This window comes from Butyricicoccus faecihominis (genome assembly GCF_024462775.1).
In the GTDB taxonomy this organism is placed as follows: domain Bacteria; phylum Bacillota; class Clostridia; order Oscillospirales; family Butyricicoccaceae; genus Agathobaculum; species Agathobaculum faecihominis_A.
Genome location: NZ_JANGCE010000025.1, coordinates 32,661 through 59,331, shown reverse-complemented (window position 1 = coordinate 59,331; position 26,671 = coordinate 32,661). Strand labels below are relative to the sequence as shown.

Below are 26,671 nucleotides of genomic sequence, written 5' to 3'. Positions count from 1 at the left end.
GCCACGTACATATCAAGGACCTGAATTGCTCGATCATTGAGGGCTGGGTCGATATCAAAAACATCGGCCACGGCATGATGGCGCCCTATCTGGACGACATGCGGGCGGCGCTGGAGCGCGACGGGTACGAAGGCTACATCTCCCTTGAAAACATCCTCCGCCCGGACGGCGGCGATTTTATCGATGGGTACTACCTCGATATCCCCGAGCTGCAAAAACGCTTTGCATAAAAACCAACACCATAGGCGTGATGATAAAAATAATATTTTGGAGGAGTAAAAATGAAAAAGCAAGCAATCGGTATGCTGCTGTGCGCGGCGTTGTCCACATCCCTTTTGTCCGGCTGCGGAGGCGGCGGTCAGCCCGCCGAGACTTCCGGCGACACCGCGGGCGCAGCGCCATACAGTATTTCGGCGAACGCGCCGGAGGGCACGGTCACCGCATATATCTGCCAGAAGTTCGATGAAAGCCTGAGGCAAAGCACTGGCGACGCCATGACCGGCAACGTGTATCTAAACGGCACCCTTGGCAATGATACCGAGGTGGCCGAGCAAGTGATGAGTGGTCAGGTGCAGTTTTTGTGCACCAACACCGCCAATCTGGTTACGATGATGCCCGAACTGGCCGTTATGGATATGCCGGGTGTGCTGACAAATCTGGAACAGGCGCGCGGCGCCATGGACAACACCGATTTTCGTGGCAAGCTGAACGAAATTTTTGAAAACAACGGGATGAAGCTATTGCTGCTAAGCGATCAGGGCTTCCGCCAGACCTCGTCGAATAAGGCCCTTCGCTCGCTCGCGGATTTTAAGGGGCTGGATATCCGTACGATGGAAAATAATATTCATATGAATTACTGGCAGGCGCTGGGCGCAAATCCGACCCCGATGAACCGGGCCGAGGTGTTCATCAGCCTACAGCAGGGCTTGCTGGAAGCGCAGGAGGATCCGTATTGCTCGATCCAAGCCAACAATTATGCCGAAGTGCAAAAGTACATCGTCGAGACCAACCACATTTTCAGCAATATTATTTTTGTGTGCAATCTGGACTATTACAATAGCCTGCCCGAGGACGACCGCGCCGCGTTGGACAAGGTGTGCGACGAACTGCTGGAAGATTCCCGCTCCTATTGCGATAAGGCCAACGATGACGCCTTGACCGCGATGCAGGACGAAGGCATGGAGTATATCAAACTGGATGAGAGCGTTCTGGACGAGATCAGCAAAATCGCGGCGGAAAAGGTTACTCCGTTGGTGCGCGAGCAGGCCGGTGAAGAAATGACTGATCTGTTCATGAAGGCGGCCAACGCCTGAGGCCATACCTTGCCGAATAAGAGAGGAGGCGCAAAATGAAAGCAATCAAATGGGCAGACCGAAATATAGAAAAAATCATTTTGGTCGTGCTGTTGTTTGGGATCCTCGGCATCAATACCGCACAGATATTTTACCGCTTCGGCGCAAAAAGCGCGCTGCCATGGGTGGAGGAGCTGTCGCGTTATCTGTTGATTTGGTCGGGCTTTATTGGTGTGAGCTACACGATACGCTATAACACCGCGATGCGGCTGACGCTGATCTTCACGCTGATCCCGCGCAAGGCTAGAAACGTGGTATCCCTGTTGGTACACCTAATCATGCTGGCGTTCTTTGTCTGGATGGCGGTCAACTCGTTCAGTTTGTTGGCGATGAGTAACCAGCGCAGCGCTACAATGGGCTTTTCGATTAAATATGTGTATTCCTGTACGGTGTTTTGCGGCGTTCTGTCGGCTATTCGCTGCTTGCAAGGGATTGTGCGCATCATTTGCAATTTTAAGGACGGCGATGATTCCCAGTGGGATCCGACGGAAGAGCCCAAAATGCCGTCCGCCGATCAGAAGGAGGTGAACGGGTAATGCTGGCTCCCATGCTTATAGGCGTGCTGGTCCTGATGCTTCTTGCGGTACCGATCAGCATCAGTCTGGGGATTGCCTCCATGATTCCCTTCGCGCTGAACCCCGGCTTTGCCTTTGACGCATCCATGTTCCTGCGCAACAGCCTGAGCGGTTTGAACAGCACAATCACGATCGCAATCCCGCTGTTCGTGCTTTCCGGTATTATTATGGCTAAGGGCAAGATATCTGAAAAACTTTTCAATATCTTTTCGTATTTTATTGGCAACATGCCCGGCGGCCTGCCGTGTGCGGTCGTGGTGACTTGTCTGTTCTACGGCGCGATCTCAGGCTCCGCGCCCGCGACGACCGCGGCAGTGGGCGCGATGACGATTCCCTTGCTCGTGAGTCTGGGGTATGAATTGCAGTTCAGCGCGGCCCTAGTGGCGGTCGCGGGCGGCTTGGGCGTCATTATACCGCCGTCCATTCCGTTCATTCTCTATTCCAGCGCTGTTTCCGGCGCGTCGGTCGGTTCGATGTTCATTGCGGGCATCATTCCCGGCCTCCTGATCGGCGCCGCGCTGATGGCCGTTGCCGTGTGGTACTGCAAAAAACATGGCGAGGATACGCAAAAAATACAGGCGCATGTGCGGGTGCTGCACGACAAGGGACTCGTCGCCGTATTGCTGGATAGCTCTTGGGCTTTGCTGTCGCCGATTATCATTCTGGGCGGCATTTACGGCGGCTTCTTCACGCCGACCGAGGCGGCGGCCGTGTCGGTGATTTATTCGCTGATTATCTCACTGTTCGTTTACCGCACGCTCAAGCTGCGGGATTTGATGGATGTTTTTGCGGAAGCGGCTTCCACCTACGCGCCGATCCTGTTCATTATCGCGACCGCATCCGCGTTTGGCCGCGTGCTGACCATGACGCAGGCGCCGCAAATCATTGCAACGACGCTGGGCACGGCATTTCCCAATAAAATCGCTCTGATGATTGTCATCAACCTATTCCTGCTTATTGTCGGTATGTTTATGGATACCACGCCGGCGATTTTAATTCTCGCGCCTATCTTAGCGCCGATCGTTACGGCTGTGGGTATCAATCCGGTACATTTCGGCATTATCATGGTATGCAATCTAGCGGTCGGCTTCATCACGCCGCCGATCGGCAACAACCTGTATGTAGCTTCGACTCTGACTAAGGTGCCCGTTATGTCGCTGGCGAAAAAGGTGTTGCCCTTTATGGCCGCATTCCTGATCGTTCTGGTCGCGATCATCTTTATCCCGCAGATCAGTCTGGTACTGGTCGGCGCATAACAAAATCCCCGCGCTTGCTGGCATACGGGGATAGCGTTGGACCGTTTGCTTTTATCCGGAGAAGGGGGAACCCTTCTCCGGTCTATATCGGAAGGAGTTCTTTTATGAAAACTGTCATTGTTGGCGCGGGCGCGATCGCTTACGCGCATGCAAAAGCTTGCCGCGCCTTAAACGTAGAAATCGTCGGCGTTTTCGACATTCGCGCGGAAAGCGCGAAGAAGCTGGCGGACGAATACCATGCGGCCGTGCTGGTCGATATGGAGCAATACGAAAAGGCTGTGCAGGGTGCGGATATGGTGCATCTTTGCACGCCGCCCTCGCTGCGCCTTGCTTATGCTGAGATTGCCATGAAGGCGGGCTGCCATGTCGTCACCGAAAAGCCGATGGCGATCGCGGTGGAGGACGCTCGCAAAATGTGTGACATGGCCGAGCGGTACGGCGTTCAAATTATGGTGGACTACAACCACCGTTTCCGCCCCGGCTTTCAAAAGCTGCTAGAAATCGTCCGCTCAGGGCAGATCGGCGATATCGTGGACGCTTTTGTTTACCGAGCCGGCATGCTGGGCGGCAACGCGGGCACGAAAAACGATACTTGGCGCCGCAAGCCCGGTCTGGTATGCGGCATGAGCATCGAATCGCTATCGCACGATATCGATATGATTATCCAGCTCGCGGGGCCGGTACGGGACGTTAAAGCCGATGTGCGTGGTACATACGCGGAGATCCCGGAGTTTGATAATAATGTTCATGTATCGCTTAACATGGAGTCCGGCGCGATGGCGCTGGTCAACGCAAGCTGGTCCTCCTACATGAAGGGGTCGACTCGCGGCGTGATCGGCACCAAGGGCACGGTTTATCTGGAAGGCGACGACCTGTTTGACTTTACCCGCCTGCGCATTCGGACCGACGAGATGGAATGCGAGCAGGAGTTTAAGCTGAACGATATCTATAATCTGGCGACCTGTCCGTCCTACACCAACGCGACCCGGCACTTTTTGGACGTGATAGAGGGCAAGGCTGAAAACGCCGTGTCCGGCGCTTACGCGCTGCGAACGCTGGAAATTTCCCATGCGATATTGGATTCCGCAAAGGCGCAAAGGGTGGTTGCGGTTTCGTAAGGCATGCCCCTTGCGGCGTGGACTTTAACGCTCCTTTTCTGAAACGGCCTTAAACTTTGTCCGGAAATCCTGCGGGCGCATGCCGATTCGCTTGGAGAACAGCTTGGAAAAATGATAGGTATTATCATACCCGACGTACAGCGCGATATCGCCCACAGAAAGCTCGGTCGTCAACAGCAGCCATTGCGCCTCGCCGATCCGGCGGCTAATCAGGTAGTTGATGGGCGATATGCCGCACTCGTTGGTGAGCGCGTGGCTGATGTGCCCGGCGCTGATATGGAATACGTCGGAAAGCATTTCAAGCGAGATCGGTTCGCGAAAATGCTTGTCGATAAAGGCGATGACCTCGAGCGCGAAAGAATTGCGCTGTAAGGCTTCCTTGGAACCGCGCTTTTGTTCGGCCTTGATATTGGAGCCAGCAAGTTGATTGGATAAAAACAGCAGCGTGGTCGCGGCGGCATGCGCGATCTCAGTAAAATTCGCGTTGTGCCGCTGGTGCTGCTCCAAAATCAGTGCGAAGTTTTGATAAAAGCAGTCCGCCAGACTGCCCAGACGCATCAGCGGGTACGCGCCGGGAGAGATCACCTGATTGGGCGCCAGCCCCGGTAAGGAAAAGCGCGTGACGGTGAGCGTCCAAGCGTTGAGCGCGTCCTGTGCGTCCGACGCAAGACTGTGGATAACACCGGGGTTGATCACGATTAAATTGCCCGCCGAAGCCGAATAGGACATATTATCGAGCGTATAGGTACCATGTCCGCTTTGGATATAAATGACCTCCGCGGCGGCGTCGTGCGAATGAAAATTATAAAACCAGTTCGGGTTATCGAACACATGGGTCAGCGCAAGGATTTGAACATCCTTGGTGCGCGTAAAATCCGCTCGGTCGGTTTCTTCAAACGATACGCGTATCACCGGAAACATCCCCTTTCGTCATTCTCATTATCTTATAGTATATCTTAAATTCAAAGGAGAACGCAAATGAAAAAGTCCATTTGTATTGAAAAAATTTATTTGGAACATGACTTTTACGAGCGCTTTAATCAGGTCGCTCAGGCAGGGTTTGACTGCGTTGAGTTCGGCTATTGGCCGGGCCGCGATATCGCCCGTATTAAGGACGCGTGCGAAAAAAACAGCCTGACCGTCACCGCGTTTTCGGCCGATTTTAAGGCTTCGCTGATCGTGCCGGACGACCACGACGCGTTTTTAGAATATATCGCGCAGTCGATCGAGGTGGCAAAGACGCTGGAGTGCAAAAATCTGGTGATCCATTCTCAGGCCATGGACGATACCGGAAGCTTCACGCACGACGGAAGCGGACTGAGCGATACCGTGAAGCTGTACAGCGCGGCACTGACCGCGCAGGACGCGGCAAAGCTGGCCGAGCAGGCGGGCGTAACGCTGGTGCTGGAAGCGGTGAACAATATCTCCAAGCCCGGCTATTATATGACCACCAGCAGGTTTACCGGCGATCTTTGCAAGGTGGTCGGCTCGCCCAACCTGAAGATATTGTATGATATCTGGCACATGCAGCAGATGGAAGGTAACATGGTGGAAAATCTGCGCAGGTACGCGGATGTGCTCGGCTATATCCATGTCGGCGACTGCCCTGAACGGCACGAACCCGGTACGGGGGAGATCAATTTTGATAAGATCAAGCGGGTGGTCTGTGACGAGCTTGGGCTGGATGTTGTTTGGGGCTTTGAACTAGACCCGGAAATAAACTCAGCCGATTGTGTGCAAAAGCTAAAGGCTTTTTGAGAAAGGATGGATTCTAATGATCGTTACGATCGCAAAACAGGTGATCAAGCCCGCGTGTTTCAACCGTTACCACGCGCTGGCAAAGGAATTGGCGGAGGCTTCCCGCGCGGAAGCGGGTTGTGTGGATTACCGCTCCGTGCAGAGAGAGGACGACCGCCGCGTCCATCTGTTTATCGAGTGCTGGAAGGACCAAAATGCGATCGATCTGCACTGCGCGACCGGGCATTTTACCCGCATCGTGCCGCAGTTTGCCGAGATGTTTGATGCGGACGAACTTGTCACGCGGTATCAGGTTATTGTATAATTCCTAGGTAGACCGCAATAAAACATTATGTAAGATACAGGGCGCTCCTGCTTCCTCCTTGCAGGGACGCCTTTGTATCGCTCTTGGAAACGGAGGGCGCTGGTGAAGGACGAACTGTTAAGGCCGGACCAATGGCGGGAAAAGCAAAAAAAGAAGTCCGTGGTATTTTTACCGCTGGGACCGATCGAATGGCACGGCCCGCATCTGCCGATGGGGACCGACGGTCTGATCGCGCAGGCCGTAGCCGATCGGCTGTCACAAGCGTTTGGCGGCGTACTGCTGCCGCCGCTGTTTGCAGGCGCTGCGGCGCCTTTGGGCGCGGAAAACTGCCGGTCTCTGGGTCTGCCGGAGGAGCGGCGGAGCGCGGTCGGCATGGATTTTTCGCCGATAGGCTTGCCCAGCGTGTACCTGCGCGAAACGACGTTAGAAGCGCTCCTGCTCGATTATACGGATGCGCTGCTTGCGCAGGGCTTTCGACTGATCGTCTTGATCAGCGGACATGGCGGCGCGGGACATACCCCGGTTCTGGACAAGCTGTGCGCCCGCCGTTTAGCCGGCGCCAAAATCGTTTGGTATCCGGCGATCCTGCCCAAAACGTCGAATGATCCGGACAGCGGACATGCCACGCGGCTGGAAACCTCGGTTATGCTGGCGCTTAATCCGGAAAGCGTCGACTTGCAGGCCCTGCCGTCCATGGGCGAAAAGCTTTCGTGCGCAAGGTACGGGATCGCTGACGACCGGTTTTTTCGAGGCGATCCGACCCCGGATAAGACCGTGTTTGCAGACCCGCGCACCGCGACGCGTGCACGGGGCGAGCAGTATCTCGAACGAACGATTGAAGAATTAAGCGGCTGTATCCGGGCGCAATACAGCGCGTTAGACTAGGAGGGGCCGCTGTGGACAAGGCTAGCAAACAATATATCCCGCTGTATTTGGCGTTTTTACGGCTAGGAGCGTTTACCTTTGGCGGCGGACTGGCCATGCTGCCGTTGCTGCGACAGGAGATTGTGGAAAGAAATCACTGGGTGGAGGAAGAGGAACTGATCGATATGTACGCGCTGGCGCAGTGCGCGCCCGGCATCATAGCAGTCAATACCTCTACTTATGTGGGATATCGTATCGCGGGCGTGGGCGGCGCGTTCGCCGCCGTGCTGGGACAGATCACATCGCCCATGTGCGTGATCACCATTATTGCGGCGCTGTTTCAGCACATTACCGATTCCGTGCTGTTCCAGCACGCGCTTGCGGGTATCGGGGCAATGGTCTGCGTGCTTTTGAGCAATACGGTATGGACCATGGGTAAAAAAAGTATCCGCGACCGGTTCACCGTCCTCGTCTTTATCGCCGCGTTTGCCGCCGGTATGCTGCTGCATCTGCCCATTCTTCTGCTCACGCTGTGCGGTGGGGCGGCCGGGATTGCCTTTGCCGGTATGACCGGAAGGTGGCGCGCATGATCCTTTGGACGCTGTTCATCAACTTTGCGCGCATAGCGGTATGCACGCTGGGCGGTGGTTCCGCGACCATTCCTTTTTTGATGGAACTGCCGCAGCGGTATGACTGGGTCACCTCCAAACAGCTTGCCGGAATCATCGCGGTGGGCGAAAGCGCGCCGGGACCGGGCGGTGTGAATATGGCAAGCTATATCGGATACGAAGCGGCGGGGATCGCCGGCGTGGTCAGCGCCGTGGCCGGACTTTGTCTGCCCAGCGTGCTGATCGTTCTGGTACTGGCCGCATGCTTAAAGGGATTCGAGCGCCGCCCAATGGTTCGGCAGTTTTTTTATGGGCTGCGTCCGGCCGTGGTAGCCGCGGTGGCAGTGGCGGTGATCGGCCTGATGAAGCTGATGCTGCTGCGGGGCGGGCTACCCTATTGGCGCGCGATCGCCGTTTATGCCGCCGGTATGGCGGTCACGCATCTGCCCGCATTAAAGCGCGTGCACCTGTTTGTATGGATACTCGCCGCGGGCGGACTGGGGATGCTGTTTGCATTCTAAAGAGACCAATCAATAAGCGGCCGCCTTACCTTTTTTGGTAAGGCGGCTATTTGCATATTCTTTTCTTGGCAACCTGCCCCACCCCTGCTTTCCTCGAAAAAAGGGCTTGACACGAGTACGAAATCGGACTATAATACAGGAGTCCGAAATCGGACAAGGGGGGGCTGCGCGTGGATTTTCCGCAAGGGAAGGGCATACGGGAATTTAACCGCTTATATAAGGAGCTGGACGATCTGTACCACGACCTGTCGCTCAAAATGGGCCTGTCGGACAGCGCGTTTATCATTCTTTACGCGATCTGCGAGATGGGCGACGGCTGCTTGCAGCGCGATATCTGCCTGATGTCCTATCTCAGCAAGCAGACGATCAATTCCTCCATTCAAAAGCTGGAACAGGGCGGCTACCTTGTGTTGAAGCCCGGCAAGGGCCGGGACCGTGAGATCTTTTTGACCGACGCCGGGCGCAGGCTGGCGGAGGAAAAAATCCTGCCCGTGGCGATCATGGAGAACTTGGCGTTTGAAGAGCTTTCGCCCGAGGAAAGCCGCGAGCTGCTGCGGCTGACCGGCAAGTACGTGGAGCGCTTCCGGGCAAAGGCCAAGCAAATTTTATAGCAGTCATCGGAGGACGGTTGGCCGGAGCCAAACCAGTCGGAGAAGATGTCGAGTGCGCTCGGTTATGGGGATAACCGGGCGCTTTTTGTACCCCGCAAGAACAAACGGTTTAGGAGTTTCAGACAAAATGAAAATACAATTATCCGATCATTTTACTTATAAAAAGCTGCTGCGGTTCGTGCTGCCGAGCGTTGTGATGATGATCTTCACCTCGATCTACGGCGTAATAGACGGCCTGTTCGTTTCCAACTTTGTGGGCAAAACGCCCTTTGCGGCGCTCAACCTCATCATGCCGTTTTTGATGATGATGGCGGCGCTGGGCTTCATGATCGGCACCGGCGGCAGCGCGATCGTCGCGATCACGCTGGGCGAGGGCGACAAGGAACGGGCCAACCGCTATTTTTCCATGCTGGTCTATGTGACGCTCGCCGCCGGTCTGGTGCTGACGGTGCTCGGCGTCGCGGCGCTGCGGCCCATCGCGGCCGCCATGGGCGCGGAAGGCGAAATGCTGGAAAACTGCGTGCTGTACGGCAGGATCATCCTGTTCGCGCTGGCCCCGTTCATGCTGCAAAACGTGTTCCAAAGCTTCTTTGTCACGGCGGAAAAGCCCAAGCTGGGGCTTGCGATGACGGTGGCGGCGGGCCTGACCAACATCGTTTTGGACTATGTGTTCATCGTGCCGCTGGGGTGGGGGCTGGCGGGCGCGGCGCTTGCCACCGCGCTCAGTCAGGTCGTGGGCGGCGTGGCGCCGCTCCTCTACTTCGCGCGGAAAAACGACAGCCTGCTGCGCCTGACCCGCGCCTCGTTCGAGGGCCGCATCCTAATCAAGGCCTGCACCAACGGTTCGTCCGAGCTGATGACCAATATCTCGATGTCGCTCGTCAATATCCTGTATAACTTCCAGCTCATGAGCGTCGCGGGCGAGGACGGCGTGGCCGCCTACGGCGTGATCATGTATGTGAACTTTATTTTCGCGGCCATGTTTTTGGGGTATGCGATCGGCAGCGCGCCCGTGATCAGCTACCATTACGGCGCGGCGAACCACGCGGAGCTGAAAAACCTGTTCCGCAAAAGCCTGACCATCGTCGCGCTGGCGGCGTTCACGCTCACCATCGTGGCGGAGGCGCTTGCCGCGCCGCTGGCCACGGTGTTCGTCGGCTACGACGCGGGGCTGATGGAGCTGACGCGCCACGGCTTCCGTTTGTACGCGCTGTCCTTCCTGATGAACGGGTTCAACATCTTCGGTTCGGCGTTCTTCACCGCGCTGGGCGACGGGCTTGTTTCCGCGCTGATCTCCTTTTTGCGCACGCTGCTGTTCCAAGTCGCGGCGGTGCTGCTGCTGCCGCTGGTTTTCGGGGTGGACGGCATCTGGCTCGCCATTGTCGCGGCCGAGCTGCTGGCGCTGCTCGTCACGGCATGGTTCCTTGTGCGCAAGCGGACAAAATATCATTACGCCTGATAGAAAGGGCGCATCACGCACAAAATAAGGGAGGACGCTACCATGTACGAAAGAATGCTGGATAAGCAAACCGCTCCGTCCATCGCGGAAATGACAGCCTACTGCGGTGAAAACGCGGCGCGGTTTACCCTGCTGAACGAATGGCTTTCTCAGACCTACGGGACGGAGCGGCAGATTACGTTCCCCTATGGCAACCGATACGGCTGGGGCGTCGCCCACCGAAAAAAGAAAAAGCTGATATGCAACGTGTTTGCCGAGGCCGGTGCGTTTACCGTGATGGCGCGCCTGTCAAACGAGCAGTTTGCCGCCGTATACGGGCAGGTGCAGCCGTATACGCGTGACGAGATCGACCATAAGTATCGGTGCGGCGACGGCGGCTGGCTCCAGTACCGCGTGATCGATCAGCAGCATTTGGACGACATTCAGATCTTGTTAGCCGCTAAATGCAGCTGACCGGTGCAATATAAACACGATCGGAGAGAAGGAGCAAAAGATGGACGAAAACGATAAAAAGAACAACGCGGCCGTCCTATTGATGCTGATCGGAGCGGGCCTTGGCGTCGCGGTCGGGGCAATGGTCGGCCGGGCACAGGGGTCGCAGGGCACGGCGATGTGCTACGGGCTGCTCCTCGGCATGGCGGCCGGGGCCGGCGTCGGCGCGCTGATCAAAAGGCGGGGCGGGAACAAGCCCAAATGACGCGCGGAAAAAGCGGCTTGAATATGCCCCGGAAATTTGCTACAATACTCCTGTGAATGAAATTTACCGGGTGAGCACCTACCGTATGCAAGGCTAACTTGCATACGGTTTTTTTTGACCGCAGGGGGAGGGCACGACAGTTGCAGGAAGAGAAAAAACAAAGCATCGTTTCTATATTGCTCCGATTCAGCCTGCCGCTGATTCTGAGCGGCGTTTTGCAGCAGCTGTATAACTGGGCGGACGCGTTCATCGTCGGCAATGTGAACGGCGAGCTGGCGCTCGCCGCGATCGGCGCGACCAGCACGGTCATCAACCTATACATCATGGCGATCACCGGGTTCACGCTGGGCCTTTGCATCCTGTTCGCGCAAAAGTTCGGCGCCGGGCAAACGGAGGGCATCCCTAAAATCCTCGCGACCTTTGTCCTGCTTCTGGGGGCGGTTTTTCTGGTGCTGGCCGGGGCGGGGATCGGGCTGACGGGGCCGCTGCTCCGCCTGCTGCACACGACCGCGGACACCGTGCAAATGGCAGAATCCTATTTGCGCATCGTATTGCTCGGCGTGCCCTTTTTAGCGGTTTATAACGTATACGCCGCCGCCTTGCGCGGCATTGGGGACAGCCGCGCGCCCTTTCTGGCGATCGTCTTGTCCTCCGCCGTCAATGTGGCGCTGGATCTTTTGTTTGTCGCCCGGCTGCGCTGGGGCGTTGCGGGCGCGGCCGCCGCAACGGTCGCCGCGCAGGCGGTCATGACCGTGTTTCTGATCGCGTACAGCGTGAAGAAGCACCGCACGCTGCGCTTTCGTCCCGGCCGTAAGGCGCTGGACCGGTGGTCGCTCGTGCAAGGCGTTCGTCTGGGCGTGCCGCCCATGATCCAATCCAGCGTGAGCGCCTTCGGCAGCCTGATCCTGCAAAACTTTATGAACGGGTTCGGCACGCAGACGGTCGCGGCCATCACGACGGCCTACCGCGTGGATACCATGGTCTTGCTGCCGATCATCAACCTCGGTTCGGGCATCTCGACCATTGTGGCGCAAAACTATGGCGCGGGCGAGAAAGCGCGCACCAAAAAGGTGTTCGCCGTCGGCGCGGTCATGATGGCCGTGGTATCCCTGCTGCTTACCGCGCTGGTTATCCAAACGGGCGGCCATCTGATCGCCATGTTTGGCGTGGGGCCGGAGGCGACCGAGATCGGCTGGCGCTTTTTCCGCCGTATCGCCAGCTTTTACTTGGTCTTTGGCATGGCCACCGCGATGCGCGGCTACTTGGAGGGGCTGGGCGATGTGCTATATTCCAGCGCGGCGGGTATCCTGTCGCTGCTGTCCCGCATTATCCTGTCCTACGCGCTGGCCGCGCTGTTCGGCAACATGATCATCGCGTACGCGGAGGCGTTTTCGTGGGTCCTGCTGCTCCTCCTGTACCTTGCGCGGATGGTATGGAAAAACAAAAAAACGCGGCCTACATAACCATCAAAAAACGCCCGAGGGTAAGATACCCTCGGGCGTTCAGTTAAGGGAAATGCATAGAAAAAACAAGGGATTCACCGAGCTTGTAGGGCGCGCCGTCTCGAAGGGACGTAACACTTCCTGAGAAACCATGTGCCTTCGCTCGGCCGTACCGGCCTGTTTGATGCTCTCACTTATCCCGGTGCTTCGCTCTCGGCGCGCCGAGGGCGTCGCGCCCTACTTTTTCTGTGTTTGCGTTACCTTTTTGTCTTGCCTGACCTTATCTGAATGACATTGGGTAAGATACCCTCGGGCGTTTTGTATGCGTCTATTCGGCGGGGGACGGGCCCATCAGCCGCTCGAACGCGGCGGCGGGCATGGGGCGGTAAAAGAAAAAGCCCTGTGCAAAGTGGCAGCCGATCTGTTGGAGCACCTCCGCCTGCGCCTGCGTTTCCACGCCCTCGCAGATGACCGACATGCCCAGCTCCCGCACCATGTGCACCAGATTTTCGATCACGATCTGCTCGCGCTTGCCTTGCAGGCCGTCGCATACGAAGCTGCGGTCCAGCTTCAAAACATCGGCGCGCAGCCGCTGAAGCTGCCCGAGGGAGGAATAGCCGGAGCCGAAATCGTCGATCGCCACCTGAAAACCGAGCTGCTTCAGCTCGATCAGGACCGGGGCCACGCTTTCCGGCACGCTGGCAATCGCGCTTTCGGTGATCTCCACCTCAAGCAGGCGGTGGGGCACCCGGTACCGGTCCGCGATCGCGGCGACCTGCTTGGAAAAGCCGGTCTGCCCGAAATGGAGCTGTGAAAAATTGCACGACACGGTGGCGACCGGCAGGCCCTGATCGAGCCATTGGCGCATGGTGCGGCACACGGTTTCCAGCAGGTAAAAATCCACCCGGACGATCGCGCCCTTTTTCTCAAAAAAGGGGACAAAGGAGCCGGGCATCAGCAGTCCGTGCGCGGGATGGTTCCAGCGCACCAGCGCTTCGCTGCCGACGATCTCGCCGGTGCTCATATCCACCTTGGGCTGGTAATACGCTTCAAATTCCCCCTGCTCCAGCGCGGTGGTCAGCCTGCCTTCCAGCTCCTGCTCGAACAGCGCGCGCTGCCGCATTTTCTCATCATAAAGGCCGATGCTGCCGCCCGGCACGCCCTTGGCGCTGCGCCGGGCGTAGTTGGCCAGATCGAGCATCTGCTGGATGGTCTTCGTTTCGCCGCCGGCCACCGGATAAGCCCCAAAGGAAAGGCCGATCTCATACAAGATGACCGCCCGGTGTTTTCGCCAGCGGTTCAGCTCCGCGCGGAGCTGAACCAAGCGCGCCGTCAGCTCTTCCCAATCGCCGTATTCGGCCAGCAGCACAAAATTGTCGGCGGAAAGCCGGGCGCAGCACTCCTGCTCCCGAAGGGCCTGCTGCAAGATGCATCCGAGCGCGCACAGCGCCTGATCGCCCTCTTCAAAGCCAAAGGTGTCGTTTATGAGCTTGAACCGGTCGATGTCGCAGTAGAGCACGGCGTAGCGCCGGCCTTCGTCCGCGCCGATCAGCGCCTTGGCCCTGTCGTAAAAGCGGTTCATATTGTCCAGCCCGGTCAGACCGTCGCGGTAGAGCAGGTTTTGGATACGGCGGTTGCTGCGGGCGGTGTTTTGCAGATTGATGCACAGCAGCAGGATCACGCTGCCGAGCACGGCCGCGATCAGCCCGGTCACCAGCCAGACGTGCTGGCGCACGAAGGCGCTGATGCTGATGGGGCGGGAAACGGCGGAATTTTTCAGCAGCAGATCGTCGATCTGTTCGCTGGCCATATACTGGATATACTTATCCAGTATGGAAAACAGCCGGGGATCGGCGGATTTCGATACGCCGATGCACAGATCGTTAGAGTACTGCGTCATGGTGGTGGCGTGCAGCGCGACGTACTGAAAATCGCTGAGCAAATAGGTGGCGGCCTGCGTGTTGGCGTAGGTGGCCTCGGCCGTTCCGTTCAGCACCGCGTCGAAGCATTCTTCCACGGAAGGGAAATAGAGCAGCTCCGCTTGCGGATTGCTCTGCGCGATGCGTTCGGATAGCTGGTATCCCTCAGGCAGGGCCAGCGTCGCCGCGCCGGCGCTTTCCTCGCGGGTGATCAGCACCGTGGGCGTGTGCAGGTAGTGCAGGGTGGTGTTCATGTGGTTGCGCTCGTCCCACAGATAGTCGCCGTCCACAACGCCGATCACATCGGTCTCGCCCTGCCGCAGGGCTTGCAGCGCCTCGGCCGCGGGCCGGGCCTCGAACTGAAAGGTCAGGCCGCTGCCTTGCGCGATGCTGTCGAAGATATCCTTTGTAACGCCGCTGAAATTGCCTTCCGCGTCGCGAAAAGAGAGCGGCGCGAGGGCGGGATCGTAGGAGACCCGCACCGGGTCGGCGGACCCGATATACTCCAATTCCTCCTTGGTCAAAACCGGCGTTTGGTTGACGCGGGGAGAAAGATACTTATCGTAAAGATCCGTTTGGTAGCCGGGGTTGCGCAGCAAAATGTCGTTGATGGCGCGGTTGATCTGGGCGAGCAGGTCGGGGCGCTGCCTGTTCACGGCGATATAAAGGGGATTGGGTGCAAACTGCGCGACGCTGCGGAAAATGCTGCCGCGTCCCAAATGGGTGATGGCCACGCCGTCCAGCGTGCCGTCCTCCAGCGCGTGGAGCAGCGCCGCGGTCTCGTCGTATTCGACGATGGTGAGCGAAACCCCGTGCTCCGCGCAGTACCGCTTAAAGTTTTCACCGTCCTCGCCGCCGCGGATGATGCCCACCCGCATACCCTGAAACGCGTCGAAATCCTCGTAATCATAGCGGGTGTCGTCCGCGCGCACGTTGAGCGTGGTATAGATGTTGCACATGGGCTGGTCGGTGAAAAACATCTTGCCCACGCGCTCTTCCGTGCGATAGACCGCCGGGAGGATGTCGATCCCGCCGTCAATCAACAGATCGATCGCGTTTTGCCAGCTTTTCGCGTCCACCACCTCGTACTGCAAGCCGCCGAGCTTCGCCACCTCTAGGAGGAACTCGAAGTTATACCCTTCGTACTCCCCTTGGGCGTTGTAATACATATAGTCCCCGTCCTCATAGTAGCCGATGCGGGCGGTCGTTGCCTGATCCGCCGCAGCGTTTTGGGGCAGCAGAAAAACAGTGAGCAGGGCCGCGAACAGGAGCGCCCGGCTCAGAATGGTTTTTCTTGCCGACATGCGATCAACTCCCTAAAACGTATTTTTCGGCGCTGGAACGGGGCGTAAAGGATGGAGTGGGCGAAACCTTAGTTTCGCCCGTAACAGGCGGCGCCGGTTTCTCTGCTCTGCATCCTTGAAATGCTCCCTTTCTTGCGTTACTATAATAAATATATATCATATGTGGATTTTTTTCAAGCACACATTGCGTACCGCGTCTGTTATTTTGGACAGCAAGCAGCCCCGCGGCCGTGCGACCATTCGGCCAAGGTGGTTCCCAAGCCCTAGCGTTTGTGTTAAGATGGAAGGGACTAACTGGCTGGGAGGTGCTGGCATGACCGGTAAGGTTCATCCGTTCGGCGCGCTTGACTTATCCGATTTTACGCGATTTCTTTTCGATCGCGATCGAAAAGCGAAACACCGCCCGACGCGGCGCAAAAAAATATAGAAAAAGGATGTGACCGGCATGGCCCAATTAGCCTCCATGCGAAACATTGGAAAAGAAATGGAAAGAAAACTCAAAGCGATCGGGATCGGTTCGGCGGAAGAGCTGATACAAACCGGAAGCAAAGAAGCGTTTTTACGTTTAAAAGTGCGGTTTCCGCAAGTTTGTCTGGTTCATTTATACACGCTCCAAGGGGCGATTGACGGCATCGAATATAACCGGCTGACCGACGCGGTCAAGCGCGATTTGAAGCGCTTCAGCGACGGCCTGATCGGCACTTGAATCGAGGGCGCACATGAATGAAGAATTTATAACCTTAACTTTGGAAAACCTCGCGGACGAGCATTTGTGCTGCATCATCCGCAGCAAAAAGCCCCATCCGGGCGTGGAGGCGAAACGGCAATGGCTGGCCGAACGCATCAAGGAAGGCCATGTTTTCAGAAAGCTCAGGGAAAAAGCCACGGTGTTTATCGAATACGCGCCGCTCGAAACCGCATGGGTGCCGGTCACGGGGAAAAACTACGATTATATCTACTGCTTATGGGCTGCCGGCGACCACAAGGGAAAAGGCTACGGCAAGCGGCTGATGGAGTATTGCCTCGCCGACGCCAGAGAAAAGGGCCGGTCCGGCGTTTGTATGTTGGGCGCGAAAAAGCAAAAATCTTGGCTGACCGACCAGTCGTTCGCAAAGAAATACGGCTTTGAAGTCGTCGATACCACGGCGGACGGCTACGAATTGCTGGCCCTTTCCTTTGACGGTACCGTGCCGTCGTTCGCGCAAAATGCAAAAAAGCAGACGATCGATAGGCAAGAGCTGACGATCTATTATGACCTGCAGTGCCCCTTTATCTACCAAAACATCGAGAAGCTCCAAGCGTATTGCGAAGCAAACGCGGTGCCGGTCTCTTTGATCCAAGTGGATACGCTGCAAAAAGCCAAGGAATTGCCCTGCGTTTTCAACAATTACGCCGTGTTTTACAAAGGCGGTTTTCAAACGGTGAATTTGGTGGACGCGGCATATATCAAGAGGATTCTGAAAAAGTAGATCCCTCCCGCTGACGGGATGGATGCAGACACGACTGACAAAAAGGAGCGTTACGTGATGGATCACGAATTAAAGATTAAAATGTACACATTTACGGTGGATTGCAAAGACCCTTACGCGTTGGCAAAGTTCTACGCGGCCCTGCTCGGCTGGGAAATCCCGTTTCATGATGCGGACTGGGCCTGCGTCGGCGCGCCGGGCACGGAGCAGGGCGCGTATCCGGGCATTCTGTTCCAGCGCAATCCGGGATATGTGCCGCCCGTGTGGCCGGACAAGCCCGAAGCGCAGCAGCAAATGGCGCACTTGGACTTTGCCGTGAACGATTTGGAAAAAGCGGTGGAGCATGCGGTCCGGTGCGGCGCGACGATCGCGGAGCAGCAGTTTTCCGACGGCTGGAAAGTGATGCTGGACCCCGCCGGGCATCCGTTTTGCTTGTGCCGGATGAAAGAGATGATCGAAAGCCCCCATTTCGCGCTGCGGTAGTACAGAAAATGAAACTGGTTTTTAGGGAGAACTGGATATGACGGAAAGAGAAAAAATGCTGGCCGGACAGCTTTATGACTGCGGCGATGAAGAGCTTCTGACGCGGTGGCATAAGGCAAAAAATCTTGTGCGCGATTATAACCGGATCGATTCGGAAAATTTAGATGAAAAGCACCGCGTTTTAACGGAACTGCTGGGTGGGTTTGGTTCAAACTTATGGATTACCGCCCCGTTTTTTGTTGATTACGGCAATAATATTTATTTTGGCAATAACTGTGAAGTGAACATGAATTGCACTTTTTTGGATGATAACAAGATCATCATCGGCAATAACGCGCTGATTGCGCCAAACGTGCAGATCTATACGGCTTTTCACCCGGCCAATGCGGCGGAACGGTTTGGAGAGCTGAAAAACGAGGGATCATTTGAATTCTGCAAAACGCAGACAGCGCCGGTCGTCATAGGAGACAATGTTTGGATAGGCGGCGGGGCAATCATCATGCCGCATGTAACGATCGGCGACAATGTTGTGATTGGCGCGGGAAGTATTGTGACGAAGGATATACCGAGCAACGTGATCGCGCTTGGCAATCCTTGCAAAGTCATACGCGAGAATACGTAGAGCGCCGCCAAACCGCGATTTACTCCGGCGGATGCGTGCGGTCCCGCGTATGAAGCAGGGTATTTGGCGGAATTTTGTGACAGAGGGTAGTGAAAATGCCGGAAGCAGTGATGAGAAAAGCGGCGCGCGCGGACATGCGGCAGATCATGCGCTTGCAGGTAAGCGCCTTTACAGGCGAGCAGCGGATTCCTTCGGGGGATATCGCCTTGCCTGACGAAAAGCAGCCGCAGTGGTGGTGCGCGGAGGCCGGTGGGCGCATCGTCGGCGCGGTCGCCGCGTGGCGGGAGGACGGGCAGGCGCATTGGGGCCGATTCGTGGTGGACCCCAGCCTGCGCGGCCAACATATCGGCACAAGGCTGGCCGCGCATTCGCTCGAAAGCCTGTTTGCGCAGGGGATCGATCAGATCCATATCGACGCGAGGGAAACGACGGTCAAAATCCTTTGCGCCATGGGCGGCCGGATCACCGGCGCGCCGGTCCCGTTCTATGTGGGCACGGTAACGCCCATGGTTCTGGAAAAGGCGCGGTACCGGGCGTAAGTTCGCCCGGCCGCCCAAGCAAGGCGCAAACCGTACAGCGGCGGGGTGACCTCACCCCGCCCTACGAAGGGGCCCGCTCCGCCCAAATGTAGGGCCGGGTGACTCACCCGGCCGCCCAAGCAAGGCGCAAACCGTGCAGCGGCGGGGTGAGGTCGCCATAGTGATTCAGATTAGAATAACTGACTCCTATACGGCGTAGCGCCACCTTCCCCTCGTCGGGCATAAGCGTAAACTTAAGCAGCGTATGCATAGAGCGCTCTTTGGGCTTCCCCCGACGAGGGGAAGCTGGCACGGCGAAGCCGTGACTGATGGGGGGCGCATGAATTGGCAGCATTGATGCGCGTGGCGGCCTTAAAGTGCGCTATTTGTTACGCCCCCCATTCGTCACGCGCCTACGGCGCGCGCCACCTTCCCCTCGTGGGGGGAAGGCCAGAAAGCGGTCTTTGGCTCCCGCGCGCAGCTTAAGTTTACGCATATGCCTCGCTGAGGGGAGCCTATAGGGTGTTCGCCACCCATTTGCCACTAGATTGCCCGTATCTGACGACATTGCCGCTATGGCCGTCCCCCTCGTTTCGCCCGCGCGGACTGGCGCTTCATAAAAATTTCCTCGATTCTCCTTTACAGGGCGCGGAGAATTCCCTATAATTTGTGATAGAAGCGGCGGAAAAGGGGGCGGGCATATGAAATTTCGGGTGCGGCTGATGCTGGCGATCCTGCTGGTGGCGCTGCCTGCGGTCGGCCTGCTGTTCTTTTTCAATTACTATATTTCCGCCGATCTGATCGAGACCAACTACGCCAAGACCGTGACCGAATCGATGGCGCTGCGCGCCGAGCAGATCGACAAGGACCTGCGCAGCGTGTACCAGAAAACGACCGAGCTGAGCGTGCAAAAGGGGCTGAAGCAGGCGGTCGCGGACTATGCCGCGCTGCCCCGGCGAAAGAACGAGGACGTGCTGCGGCTCTCGCGTTACCTGAGCGAGCAGAACAGCCTGCCCGAGCTGGTGGACGCTATTTTTCTCTACCTGCCGGACACGCGGGAGATCGTGTGCTCGCAGGAATACCGCAGCGTCATTTCGGTCGCGGACACGGAGGCGTACCCGTGGATCGGCGGCGGCACGCCGGGCGGGTTCGCCCCTTGGGTGCAGAGCGACATGGGCGCGGGCGAAACGAATTTGATCTATTTGTACGCCAAGCCCGTTTACGCGGCGGAGGGCGAGCTGCTCGCCACCGTGGCGCTCAGCGTCACCGAGCGCAGCCTGTATTACGGCCTTTTGGACGCGCAGGACAGCGCGCAGGATTATTTCCTGCTGACGGGGGACGGACGGGTGTGCTCGGCGCGCCGCATGTCGGCCTTCGGCATTTCGATCGAGGAGCTGACCGGCAAGGGCCTGCCGCAGACCCGCGTCGAGGTGGGCGATTGCCGCTATCACGGCGAGAAAAGCATTTACGCCGTCGTGCGCGCGCCGTTTTCCGGCCTGTCGCTGCTCTGCCTGACCGACCGGGCGCTGCTCATGCAGGACATGCGGCAGACCCAGTGGCTGTTCTGCATCGTGCTCCTCCTCATCGTGCTGCTCATCATGCAGCTTTCGCGCGGCATTTCGCAGTACTTAAACCGCCCGCTGGGCGAACTCGTCGGCGCGATGGAGCGCGTCGGCGCGGGCGATTTTGAAACGCGCACCCCGGTGCGCCGCGAGGACGAGTTCAACCGGCTGGGCACGCAGTTCAACGACATGGTCGCCCGCATCGAGGAGCTGATGCAGCAGGTGCTGGCCGAGCAGGCGCACGCGCGGCAGGCCGAGCTGCACGCGCTGCAATACCAGATCAAGCCGCATTTTATGTACAATACGCTCAATTCCATCCGCTTCGCGGCCATCATGCAGGGCAACGAGAAGATCGCCGAGCAGCTTGCCGCGTTCATCGAGCTGCTGGAAGCCTCCCTAAACAAGACCGGCGATTTCATTCCGCTTTGGCAGGAGATCGAGCTGCTGAAGGATTACACCTCGTTGCAGCGCTACCGCTATATGGACTGCTTCACCTTTACCTATGAGGCGGCGGAGGAGGCGCGGGCGTGTCTGGTGCCGCGCTTTCTCTTGCAGCCGCTCATTGAAAACGCGATCTTGCACGGCATGGACGCCAAGCGCGGCGACAATGAAATCCGCGTGGAGGCGCGCCTGATCGGCGGCATGCTGCACATCGCCGTCAGCGATAACGGCAAGGGCATGACGGAGGACGAGCGGGACCTGCTGCTGCGCAAAAACCCGGATGAAAAGCGGCAGTTCAACGGCATCGGCGTGTCCAACACCGTCGACCGGCTGCGCCTGTTTTACGGCGCGGCCATGCGCTTTGAGCTGTATACCGCGCCGGGCGAGGGCGCGCGGTACGTGATCGAGCTGCCCGCGAACCGGGGCACGGAAGGGGAGGACGCGCCGTGAAGCAACTGAAAAGGGCGCTGATAGCGCTTCTCTGCGCCGCGCTGCCGCTCGGCTGCACCGGCTGCGCGGAGGGCACGCTGCTGACCGAGGACCACACGCGCCGCATCGGCGTGGTGCTCAAAACCATGGACAGCGAGCATTGGCAGGAGATCCGCTCGGGCATGGAAAACACGGCCAAGGAGCATGGCGCGGCGCTGACGCTTCTATACCCCAGCAACGAATGGGCGGAAGAGGAACAGGCGGTGTTCATCCGCGACATGCTTGCCTCCGATATCGACGCGCTGATCGTCGCGCCCTGCAATTCGACGAGCACCGGCTGGTTTGCCGATCAGGCGGCGGAACAGGGCCTGCCGCTGTTCACCGCGGATACCCGCGCGATCGACCGCGATATCCCGTATATCGGTTCGGATAACAAGACCGTGGGCGCGATGGCGGCGGATTATCTGGTGGAGCACGTCGGGCCGGGCGCGCCCTGCGCGGTGATCGCGGGCGCGGCCGTGCAGGCGCAGACCGTCGACCGCGTGGGCGAGTTCCGCCGCCGGATGGAGGAGCGCGAAAGCGCCCCGCTCGCCGTGCGCATGGAAAACAGCGGCTTTGCCGACGCGATGGAGACCACGGAAACGCTTCTGGAACAGGGCGTGCGCGGCATTTTCTGCGCCAGCGCCGCGATGGGCCTCGGCGCGGCGGCCGCCCGGCAGGAGCGGGGCGCGGAGGACCTGTGCATCATAGCGGTCGATACGCAGGACGACGCGCTCAAGGCCGTGCAGGAGGGCTCGCTGGACGCGCTCATCACCCAGTCCGGCTATGAGATCGGGGAAAAGGCCATAGAAACCGTGCTGCGCGTGCTGGACGGCGAAAAGGCCGGCAACGCCTACGTGGAAAGCCGCCTGATCACGGCGGACAACATTGCGGACTTTTTAGAGGAACGGGGAAATCAACGATGACCAAGGTATTGATCGCGGACGACGACGCGTTGGTGCGGATGTTTCTAAAGCAGATGATCCCGTGGGAAGCGGACGGCTACCAGATCGTCGGCGACGCGCGCGACGGGGAGGAAGCGCTTTCCCTGTTCGAGCAGTTTGCGCCCGATCTGGTGATCGCCGACGTATCCATGCCGGTGATGAACGGCATTGACCTGCTGAAACGGCTCAAGGAGCGCGGGTTTGACGGCGGCGTGATCATGCTCAGCTGTCACGATGATTTTGAGTATGTCAAAACCGCGATGCAGCTTGGCGCGGACGAATATCTGCTGAAAAACCACTTGAGCCCGGACACGCTGCGCACCGCGCTCGCCGCCGTGGCGGAAAGCACGCAAAAGCGGCAAAACAAAGCGGGCAAGCAGGGCGAAATGGACGCGATACTGGAAAAGGGCCTGCGGCAGGCGCGGCGCGAAGTGCTCCAAAAGCTGCTGGCCATGGACCGGTGCCCGTTCGAGGAGCAGCTCGCCATGATCGAGGCCGCGCGCTTTTCCGGCTCCTACCGCCAGTGCGTGGCCGTGCAGGCGCGCCTTGCGCAGGCCGAGGCGGAGAAGGCGCCGCGCTTTTTCGAGCTGTGCCAGCAGGTGGCGGTGGGCAACCACGCGGACGCGGTGCCCGTGCGCAAAACGGCCTGCGTGTTTCTTATGGATATGACCGGCTACCCTTCCCGGAGCCGCCAGCAGGAGCTGGCCGATACGCTGTGCCACGTGATAGACAGCTACGCGTGGCAGTATTTGCAGCTCCGCGTGAGCTGCGGGGTCAGCTCGCTTTGCGACGGGGACGGCTCGATCGCGCGCGCCGTCCGTCAGGCCGACCGCGCGCTCTTGGCCGCGTTTTACCGCGAGGGCGTTTGGCGGTACGAGGATACGCGCGCCATGACGGACGGCTGCCCGCCCGAAGCGGAAAGGCTGGCCCGCGCGCTGCCGCGGCTGCTGGAAGCGGGCGGCGAGCCCGCGCTCAACGAGGCGGTGGAGCGCGCCGCCGAAGCGGTGAAAAAAGCGCGGGTGATGCCGGGCGCGGCGGTCGATTGGCTGCGCCGGTGCGACGCGGCGGCGGGGCTGGCGCGCCAGCAGGCGGCGTACGCGCAGATCGACAGCTTCGCGGCCCTGCGGCGCGCGCTGGACGAATACGCGGGCCTGTTGCGGCAAGGCGGCGGGGCGGCCCTGCCGGGCGAGGTGTCGCCCGCGGTTGCCGAGGCGGCGCGGTATTTGCAGCAGCATTTCGCGCAGCCCGTCACGCTGTCCGAGGTCGCCGCGCGCGTTTCGCTGTCGCCCAACTACCTCAGCGCGCGCTTTAAGCAGGAAATGGGCGCGGGCTTTGTCGAATACCTGACCGAGCTGCGCCTTGCGCAGGTGCGCGAATTGATGCGCAAAAACCGGTGGGACACGGTGAAGAGCATTGCGCGGCAGGCCGGGTTTATCGATTACCAGCATTTTTGCAAGGTGTTCAAGCGCAAGACCGGGCAGAGCCCGAACGCCTACCGGAAGCAGTTTGCCGGGGAAGACGCCGTAGAATAAGACAACAAATTAGAAAAACACACACCAAAACGCGGATGCGCATGGGCGCGCGGCGGGCGGTGTGTGTTTTTTTATGCCTCATCGCGGAAAAGTGCGTAAGGAATGACAGGCTTTTCGAGAAACGCCCGGATTTTCGGCGCGCCCCCGCGGCCCTATAATAAGACCATAAAGAAGAGGCCGGTACCCAAAATCGCATGCAAACCAAGCAAACCGGCCGCGTTCAAACGATAAGAAGGAGGGAGAAATTTCGTGAGCAATCAGCAGCCGTATGTGCTGGAAATGCGGAATATCGTCAAGATTTTCCCGGGCGTCCGTGCGCTGGACGGGGTAAACCTCAAGGTGCGGGCCGGTAAGGTGCACGTCATCTGCGGGGAGAACGGCGCGGGCAAGTCGACCCTGATGAAGGTGATCAACGGCAGCCACGACGCGGACGAGGGCGAGATGTTCTTCGAGGGCAAGCCCGTCGGCCGGCACACCATTCAGGATACCATGAAAATGGGCATCGCGATGATCTATCAGGAGCTGAACCCGGTGCTTGAAATGACCATCGCGGAAAACGTGTTCCTCGGCCGGGAACCCAAAAGCGGGCCGTTTGTGGATTTCGCGAAAATGATAAGGGACACGCAGGCGCTGCTCGACCGGCTCCAAATCCCGTACGACGCGCACCAGAAAATGCGGGAGCTGTCGATCGCCGGTCACCAGCTGATCGAAATCGCCAAGGCGATCTCGATGAACGCCAAGGTCATCATCATGGACGAACCCTCGTCCGCCATCGCGGACGCCGAAATCGAGGTGCTGTTCGGGCAGATTTTCAGCCTAAAGGAGCAGGGCGTCGCGATTTTGTACATCACCCATAAGATGGACGAGATCTTCCGCATCGCGGACGATATCACCATCATCCGCGACGGACAGTGGATCGAATCCGGCCCCGCGGCCGATTACGACGCGAACAAGCTCGTTTCCCGCATGGTCGGCCGGGAGATTACCAACGTGTTCCCCAAGGAGGACGACATCCCGATCGGCGACGTGGTGCTCGAAGTGAAAAACCTGACGCAGGAAAAGCAGGACGGCGGAAGGTTTGAAAACATCAGCTTCACGCTCCGGCAGGGCGAAATCCTCGGGTTTTCCGGTCTGGTCGGCGCGGGCCGCAGCGAAGTGATGCGGGCGGTGTTCGGTCTCGACCCGTATACCTCGGGCGAAATCCTGATGGAGGGCAAGCCGGTCTCCATCCGCAACACGGCGGACGCGATCCGCGCGGGCATCGCCATGGTGTCGGAGGATCGAAAGGGCTATGGGCTGGTGCTCGGACGGAACATCCGCGACAACATTTCGCTCGTCACGCTGCGGGACTTCGTGAAAAACGGCCTGATCGACGACAAGGCGATCGTGAAGCGCGCCGGTGAAATGGTCGATATGCTGAACATCAAGATCGCGAACCTCGACGTGGCGGCCTCCACGCTTTCGGGCGGCAACCAGCAAAAGGTCGTTTTGGCCAAGTGGCTGATCGGCGACGTGAAGGTGATGATCCTCGACGAGCCGACGCGCGGCATCGACGTGGGCGCGAAAAGCGAAATTCACAAGCTGATGTGCCGGTTCGCGCGGCAGGGCATGGCGGTCATCATGATCTCCTCCGAGCTGCCCGAGGTGCTCGGCATGGCCGACCGCGTGGTCGTCATGCAGGAGGGACGGATAAACGGCGTTTTGGAACGCCGCGAGGCCACGCAGGAAAGCATTATGAAATTGGCAACAAGGGGGAAGAACCGTGAATAACACCAAGAAAAAGTTTAACTTCGGCGAGTTTTATGGCAAGTGGGGCACGCTGATGATCCTCGTGGTCATCGTGATCCTATCCGCCCTGTTCGTTCCGAACTTTGTCAAGCCGCGCAACATCTCGAACATCCTATTGCAAAACGCGGTCGTGGCCATGCTGGCCTTCGGCGCGACCTTCGTCATCATTTTAGGGCATATCAACGTCGCTTACGGCTCGGAGCTGGCCTTCATCGGCTGTATCGCGTGCCTGTCCATGAACAGCCTGCAAACCATGATGCCGCCGGTCGCGGCGGCCGTTATCACCGTGCTCATCGCGATGCTGGTCGGTCTGGTGATCGGCGCGCTGAACGGCCTTGTGATTACCAAATTCGGCATCCCGGCGTTTATCATGACGCTCGCCGTCACAACCATCGCCCGCGGCGGCGCGCTGCTGCTGACGGACGGCACCCCGGTATCCGGCATGGACGATGCGTTCAATTGGTTCGGTCAGGGCTTCATCGGGCCCATCCCGACCTCGGTCCTCATCATGGCCATCCTGTTTATCGTCACGTGGGTGCTGCTGAACAAGACCTGCTTCGGCCGCCACATCTACGCGGTCGGCGGCAATGAAAACGCGGCCATCGCGTCCGGCATCAAATCCAAGAACGTGGTCAAGCGCGCTTTTATCCTCGACGGCCTGATCACCGGCCTTGCGGCCGTGGTGTTCATGGCGCGGCAGGCTTCCGGCACCCCGGCGGGCGGCTTGCAGTACGAGTTTGACGCGATCACGGCGGTCGTCGTCGGCGGCACCTCGCTTTCGGGCGGCTCGGGCAACGTCGTCGGCACCATCATCGGCGCGGTCATCGTCGGCATCATCAACAACGTGCAGAACCTTCTGCATATCAACACCTACTGGCAGCAGGTCGTCAAGGGCCTTGTCATCCTCTTCGCCGTCATCATCGACGTGGTCACCAAGCAGGCCGCGGCCAAGGCGAAAAAGTAACAGAAGAAGTGGTCAATGGGTGGCAACCGCCCTATGGGCTCCCCCCGACGAGGGCATATGCGTAAACTGAAGCAGCGTATGCATAGAGCGCT

Annotated in this window: 27 protein-coding genes; 25 read left to right on the top strand and 2 right to left on the bottom strand. The window is 58.6% G+C overall.

Annotated elements, in window-relative coordinates; genetic code table 11:
* The 5 genes from NE562_RS12760 to NE562_RS12740 all read left to right on the top strand — a co-directional run.
* Nucleotides 1-230, top strand: a 230-nt coding sequence (locus NE562_RS12760; protein WP_280962813.1) for a hypothetical protein, incomplete at its 5' end; no start/stop codon positions are given.
* A 51-nt stretch (nucleotides 231-281) separates the two neighbouring features.
* Complete coding sequence (locus NE562_RS12755) at nucleotides 282-1,313, top strand: TRAP transporter substrate-binding protein (protein ID WP_280962812.1); 1,032 nt, start codon at nucleotides 282-284, stop codon at nucleotides 1,311-1,313.
* Between the two features lie 35 nt (nucleotides 1,314-1,348).
* On the top strand, nucleotides 1,349-1,888 hold the full coding sequence (locus NE562_RS12750) for a TRAP transporter small permease (RefSeq protein WP_280962811.1): 540 nt from the start codon (nucleotides 1,349-1,351) through the stop codon (nucleotides 1,886-1,888).
* On the top strand, nucleotides 1,888-3,183 hold the full coding sequence (locus tag NE562_RS12745) for a TRAP transporter large permease (RefSeq protein ID WP_280962810.1): 1,296 nt from the start codon (nucleotides 1,888-1,890) through the stop codon (nucleotides 3,181-3,183). The genes NE562_RS12750 and NE562_RS12745 overlap by 1 nt, the downstream gene beginning before the upstream one ends.
* 104 nt (nucleotides 3,184-3,287) lie before the next feature.
* On the top strand, nucleotides 3,288-4,301 hold the full coding sequence (locus tag NE562_RS12740; protein ID WP_280962809.1) for a Gfo/Idh/MocA family protein: 1,014 nt from the start codon (nucleotides 3,288-3,290) through the stop codon (nucleotides 4,299-4,301).
* A gap of 24 nt (nucleotides 4,302-4,325) precedes the next feature.
* On the opposite strand, the gene NE562_RS12735 is transcribed toward NE562_RS12740, so the two are convergent.
* Complete coding sequence (locus NE562_RS12735) at nucleotides 4,326-5,222, bottom strand: helix-turn-helix domain-containing protein (protein ID WP_280962808.1); 897 nt, start codon at nucleotides 5,220-5,222, stop codon at nucleotides 4,326-4,328.
* A 57-nt stretch (nucleotides 5,223-5,279) separates the two neighbouring features.
* Between NE562_RS12735 and NE562_RS12730 the strand changes: the two genes are divergently transcribed.
* From NE562_RS12730 to NE562_RS12685, 10 genes are all read left to right on the top strand, one after another.
* Nucleotides 5,280-6,059 (top strand): TIM barrel protein, encoded by a 780-nt coding sequence (locus tag NE562_RS12730; protein WP_280962807.1) that lies wholly within the window; start codon nucleotides 5,280-5,282, stop codon nucleotides 6,057-6,059.
* A gap of 16 nt (nucleotides 6,060-6,075) precedes the next feature.
* Nucleotides 6,076-6,363, top strand: coding sequence for a putative quinol monooxygenase (locus tag NE562_RS12725; RefSeq protein WP_280962806.1), 288 nt, complete (start codon nucleotides 6,076-6,078; stop codon nucleotides 6,361-6,363).
* Between the two features lie 102 nt (nucleotides 6,364-6,465).
* Nucleotides 6,466-7,248, top strand: a complete 783-nt coding sequence (locus NE562_RS12720; RefSeq protein WP_280962805.1) for a creatininase family protein — start codon at nucleotides 6,466-6,468, stop codon at nucleotides 7,246-7,248.
* Nucleotides 7,249-7,259: 11 nt separating this feature from the next.
* Entirely contained in the window at nucleotides 7,260-7,817 is a 558-nt protein-coding gene (locus NE562_RS12715) for a chromate transporter (protein ID WP_280962804.1), read from the top strand.
* The gene (locus NE562_RS12710; protein ID WP_280962803.1) at nucleotides 7,814-8,356 is read left to right on the top strand and encodes a chromate transporter; all 543 of its coding nucleotides are present in this window, start codon (nucleotides 7,814-7,816) and stop codon (nucleotides 8,354-8,356) included. Before NE562_RS12715 ends, NE562_RS12710 begins: the two co-directional genes overlap by 4 nt.
* A 170-nt stretch (nucleotides 8,357-8,526) precedes the next feature.
* Complete coding sequence (locus NE562_RS12705; RefSeq protein ID WP_280962802.1) at nucleotides 8,527-8,967, top strand: MarR family winged helix-turn-helix transcriptional regulator; 441 nt, start codon at nucleotides 8,527-8,529, stop codon at nucleotides 8,965-8,967.
* Nucleotides 8,968-9,094: 127 nt separating this feature from the next.
* Nucleotides 9,095-10,426: an MATE family efflux transporter gene (locus NE562_RS12700; protein ID WP_280962801.1), complete on the top strand. Its 1,332-nt coding sequence runs from the start codon at nucleotides 9,095-9,097 to the stop codon at nucleotides 10,424-10,426.
* Between the two features lie 42 nt (nucleotides 10,427-10,468).
* On the top strand, nucleotides 10,469-10,879 hold the full coding sequence (locus tag NE562_RS12695; protein ID WP_280962800.1) for a DUF3788 domain-containing protein: 411 nt from the start codon (nucleotides 10,469-10,471) through the stop codon (nucleotides 10,877-10,879).
* 40 nt (nucleotides 10,880-10,919) lie between these two features.
* Nucleotides 10,920-11,123 carry a hypothetical protein gene (locus NE562_RS12690; RefSeq protein ID WP_280962799.1) on the top strand — a complete coding sequence of 68 codons (204 nt, stop codon included), beginning with the start codon at nucleotides 10,920-10,922 and terminating at the stop codon, nucleotides 11,121-11,123.
* A gap of 140 nt (nucleotides 11,124-11,263) precedes the next feature.
* Nucleotides 11,264-12,586, top strand: coding sequence for an MATE family efflux transporter (locus tag NE562_RS12685; RefSeq protein WP_280962798.1), 1,323 nt, complete (start codon nucleotides 11,264-11,266; stop codon nucleotides 12,584-12,586).
* A gap of 307 nt (nucleotides 12,587-12,893) precedes the next feature.
* Here the strand turns inward: NE562_RS12685 and NE562_RS12680 are convergent, their stop codons facing one another.
* Nucleotides 12,894-15,788 carry an EAL domain-containing protein gene (locus NE562_RS12680; RefSeq protein ID WP_280962797.1) on the bottom strand — a complete coding sequence of 965 codons (2,895 nt, stop codon included), beginning with the start codon at nucleotides 15,786-15,788 and terminating at the stop codon, nucleotides 12,894-12,896.
* A 445-nt stretch (nucleotides 15,789-16,233) separates the two neighbouring features.
* Here NE562_RS12680 and NE562_RS12675 point away from each other — a divergent pair, with 445 nt between their 5' ends.
* The 10 genes from NE562_RS12675 to NE562_RS12630 all read left to right on the top strand — a co-directional run bounded on the left by NE562_RS12675 (nucleotide 16,234) and on the right by NE562_RS12630 (nucleotide 26,579).
* Entirely contained in the window at nucleotides 16,234-16,494 is a 261-nt protein-coding gene (locus NE562_RS12675) for a TfoX/Sxy family protein (protein WP_280962796.1), read from the top strand.
* Between the two features lie 13 nt (nucleotides 16,495-16,507).
* Nucleotides 16,508-17,257, top strand: a complete 750-nt coding sequence (locus tag NE562_RS12670; protein ID WP_280962795.1) for an N-acetyltransferase — start codon at nucleotides 16,508-16,510, stop codon at nucleotides 17,255-17,257.
* A 57-nt stretch (nucleotides 17,258-17,314) separates the two neighbouring features.
* On the top strand, nucleotides 17,315-17,740 hold the full coding sequence (locus NE562_RS12665; RefSeq protein ID WP_280962794.1) for a VOC family protein: 426 nt from the start codon (nucleotides 17,315-17,317) through the stop codon (nucleotides 17,738-17,740).
* Between the two features lie 37 nt (nucleotides 17,741-17,777).
* Complete coding sequence (locus tag NE562_RS12660; RefSeq protein ID WP_280962793.1) at nucleotides 17,778-18,362, top strand: sugar O-acetyltransferase; 585 nt, start codon at nucleotides 17,778-17,780, stop codon at nucleotides 18,360-18,362.
* A 95-nt stretch (nucleotides 18,363-18,457) separates the two neighbouring features.
* Nucleotides 18,458-18,901 carry a GNAT family N-acetyltransferase gene (locus NE562_RS12655; RefSeq protein ID WP_280962792.1) on the top strand — a complete coding sequence of 148 codons (444 nt, stop codon included), beginning with the start codon at nucleotides 18,458-18,460 and terminating at the stop codon, nucleotides 18,899-18,901.
* Nucleotides 18,902-19,581: 680 nt separating this feature from the next.
* Complete coding sequence (locus tag NE562_RS12650) at nucleotides 19,582-21,333, top strand: cache domain-containing sensor histidine kinase (RefSeq protein WP_280962791.1); 1,752 nt, start codon at nucleotides 19,582-19,584, stop codon at nucleotides 21,331-21,333.
* A complete protein-coding gene (locus NE562_RS12645; protein WP_280962790.1) occupies nucleotides 21,330-22,277 on the top strand; it encodes a substrate-binding domain-containing protein in 948 nt (315 codons plus the stop codon). Before NE562_RS12650 ends, NE562_RS12645 begins: the two co-directional genes overlap by 4 nt.
* Complete coding sequence (locus NE562_RS12640) at nucleotides 22,274-23,827, top strand: response regulator (RefSeq protein WP_280962789.1); 1,554 nt, start codon at nucleotides 22,274-22,276, stop codon at nucleotides 23,825-23,827. The genes NE562_RS12645 and NE562_RS12640 overlap by 4 nt, the downstream gene beginning before the upstream one ends.
* Before the next feature lie 249 nt (nucleotides 23,828-24,076).
* Nucleotides 24,077-25,597: a sugar ABC transporter ATP-binding protein gene (locus tag NE562_RS12635; protein WP_280962788.1), complete on the top strand. Its 1,521-nt coding sequence runs from the start codon at nucleotides 24,077-24,079 to the stop codon at nucleotides 25,595-25,597.
* Nucleotides 25,590-26,579 (top strand): ABC transporter permease, encoded by a 990-nt coding sequence (locus NE562_RS12630; RefSeq protein WP_280962787.1) that lies wholly within the window; start codon nucleotides 25,590-25,592, stop codon nucleotides 26,577-26,579. The genes NE562_RS12635 and NE562_RS12630 overlap by 8 nt, the downstream gene beginning before the upstream one ends.
* Nucleotides 26,580-26,671: the final 92 nt, after the last annotated feature.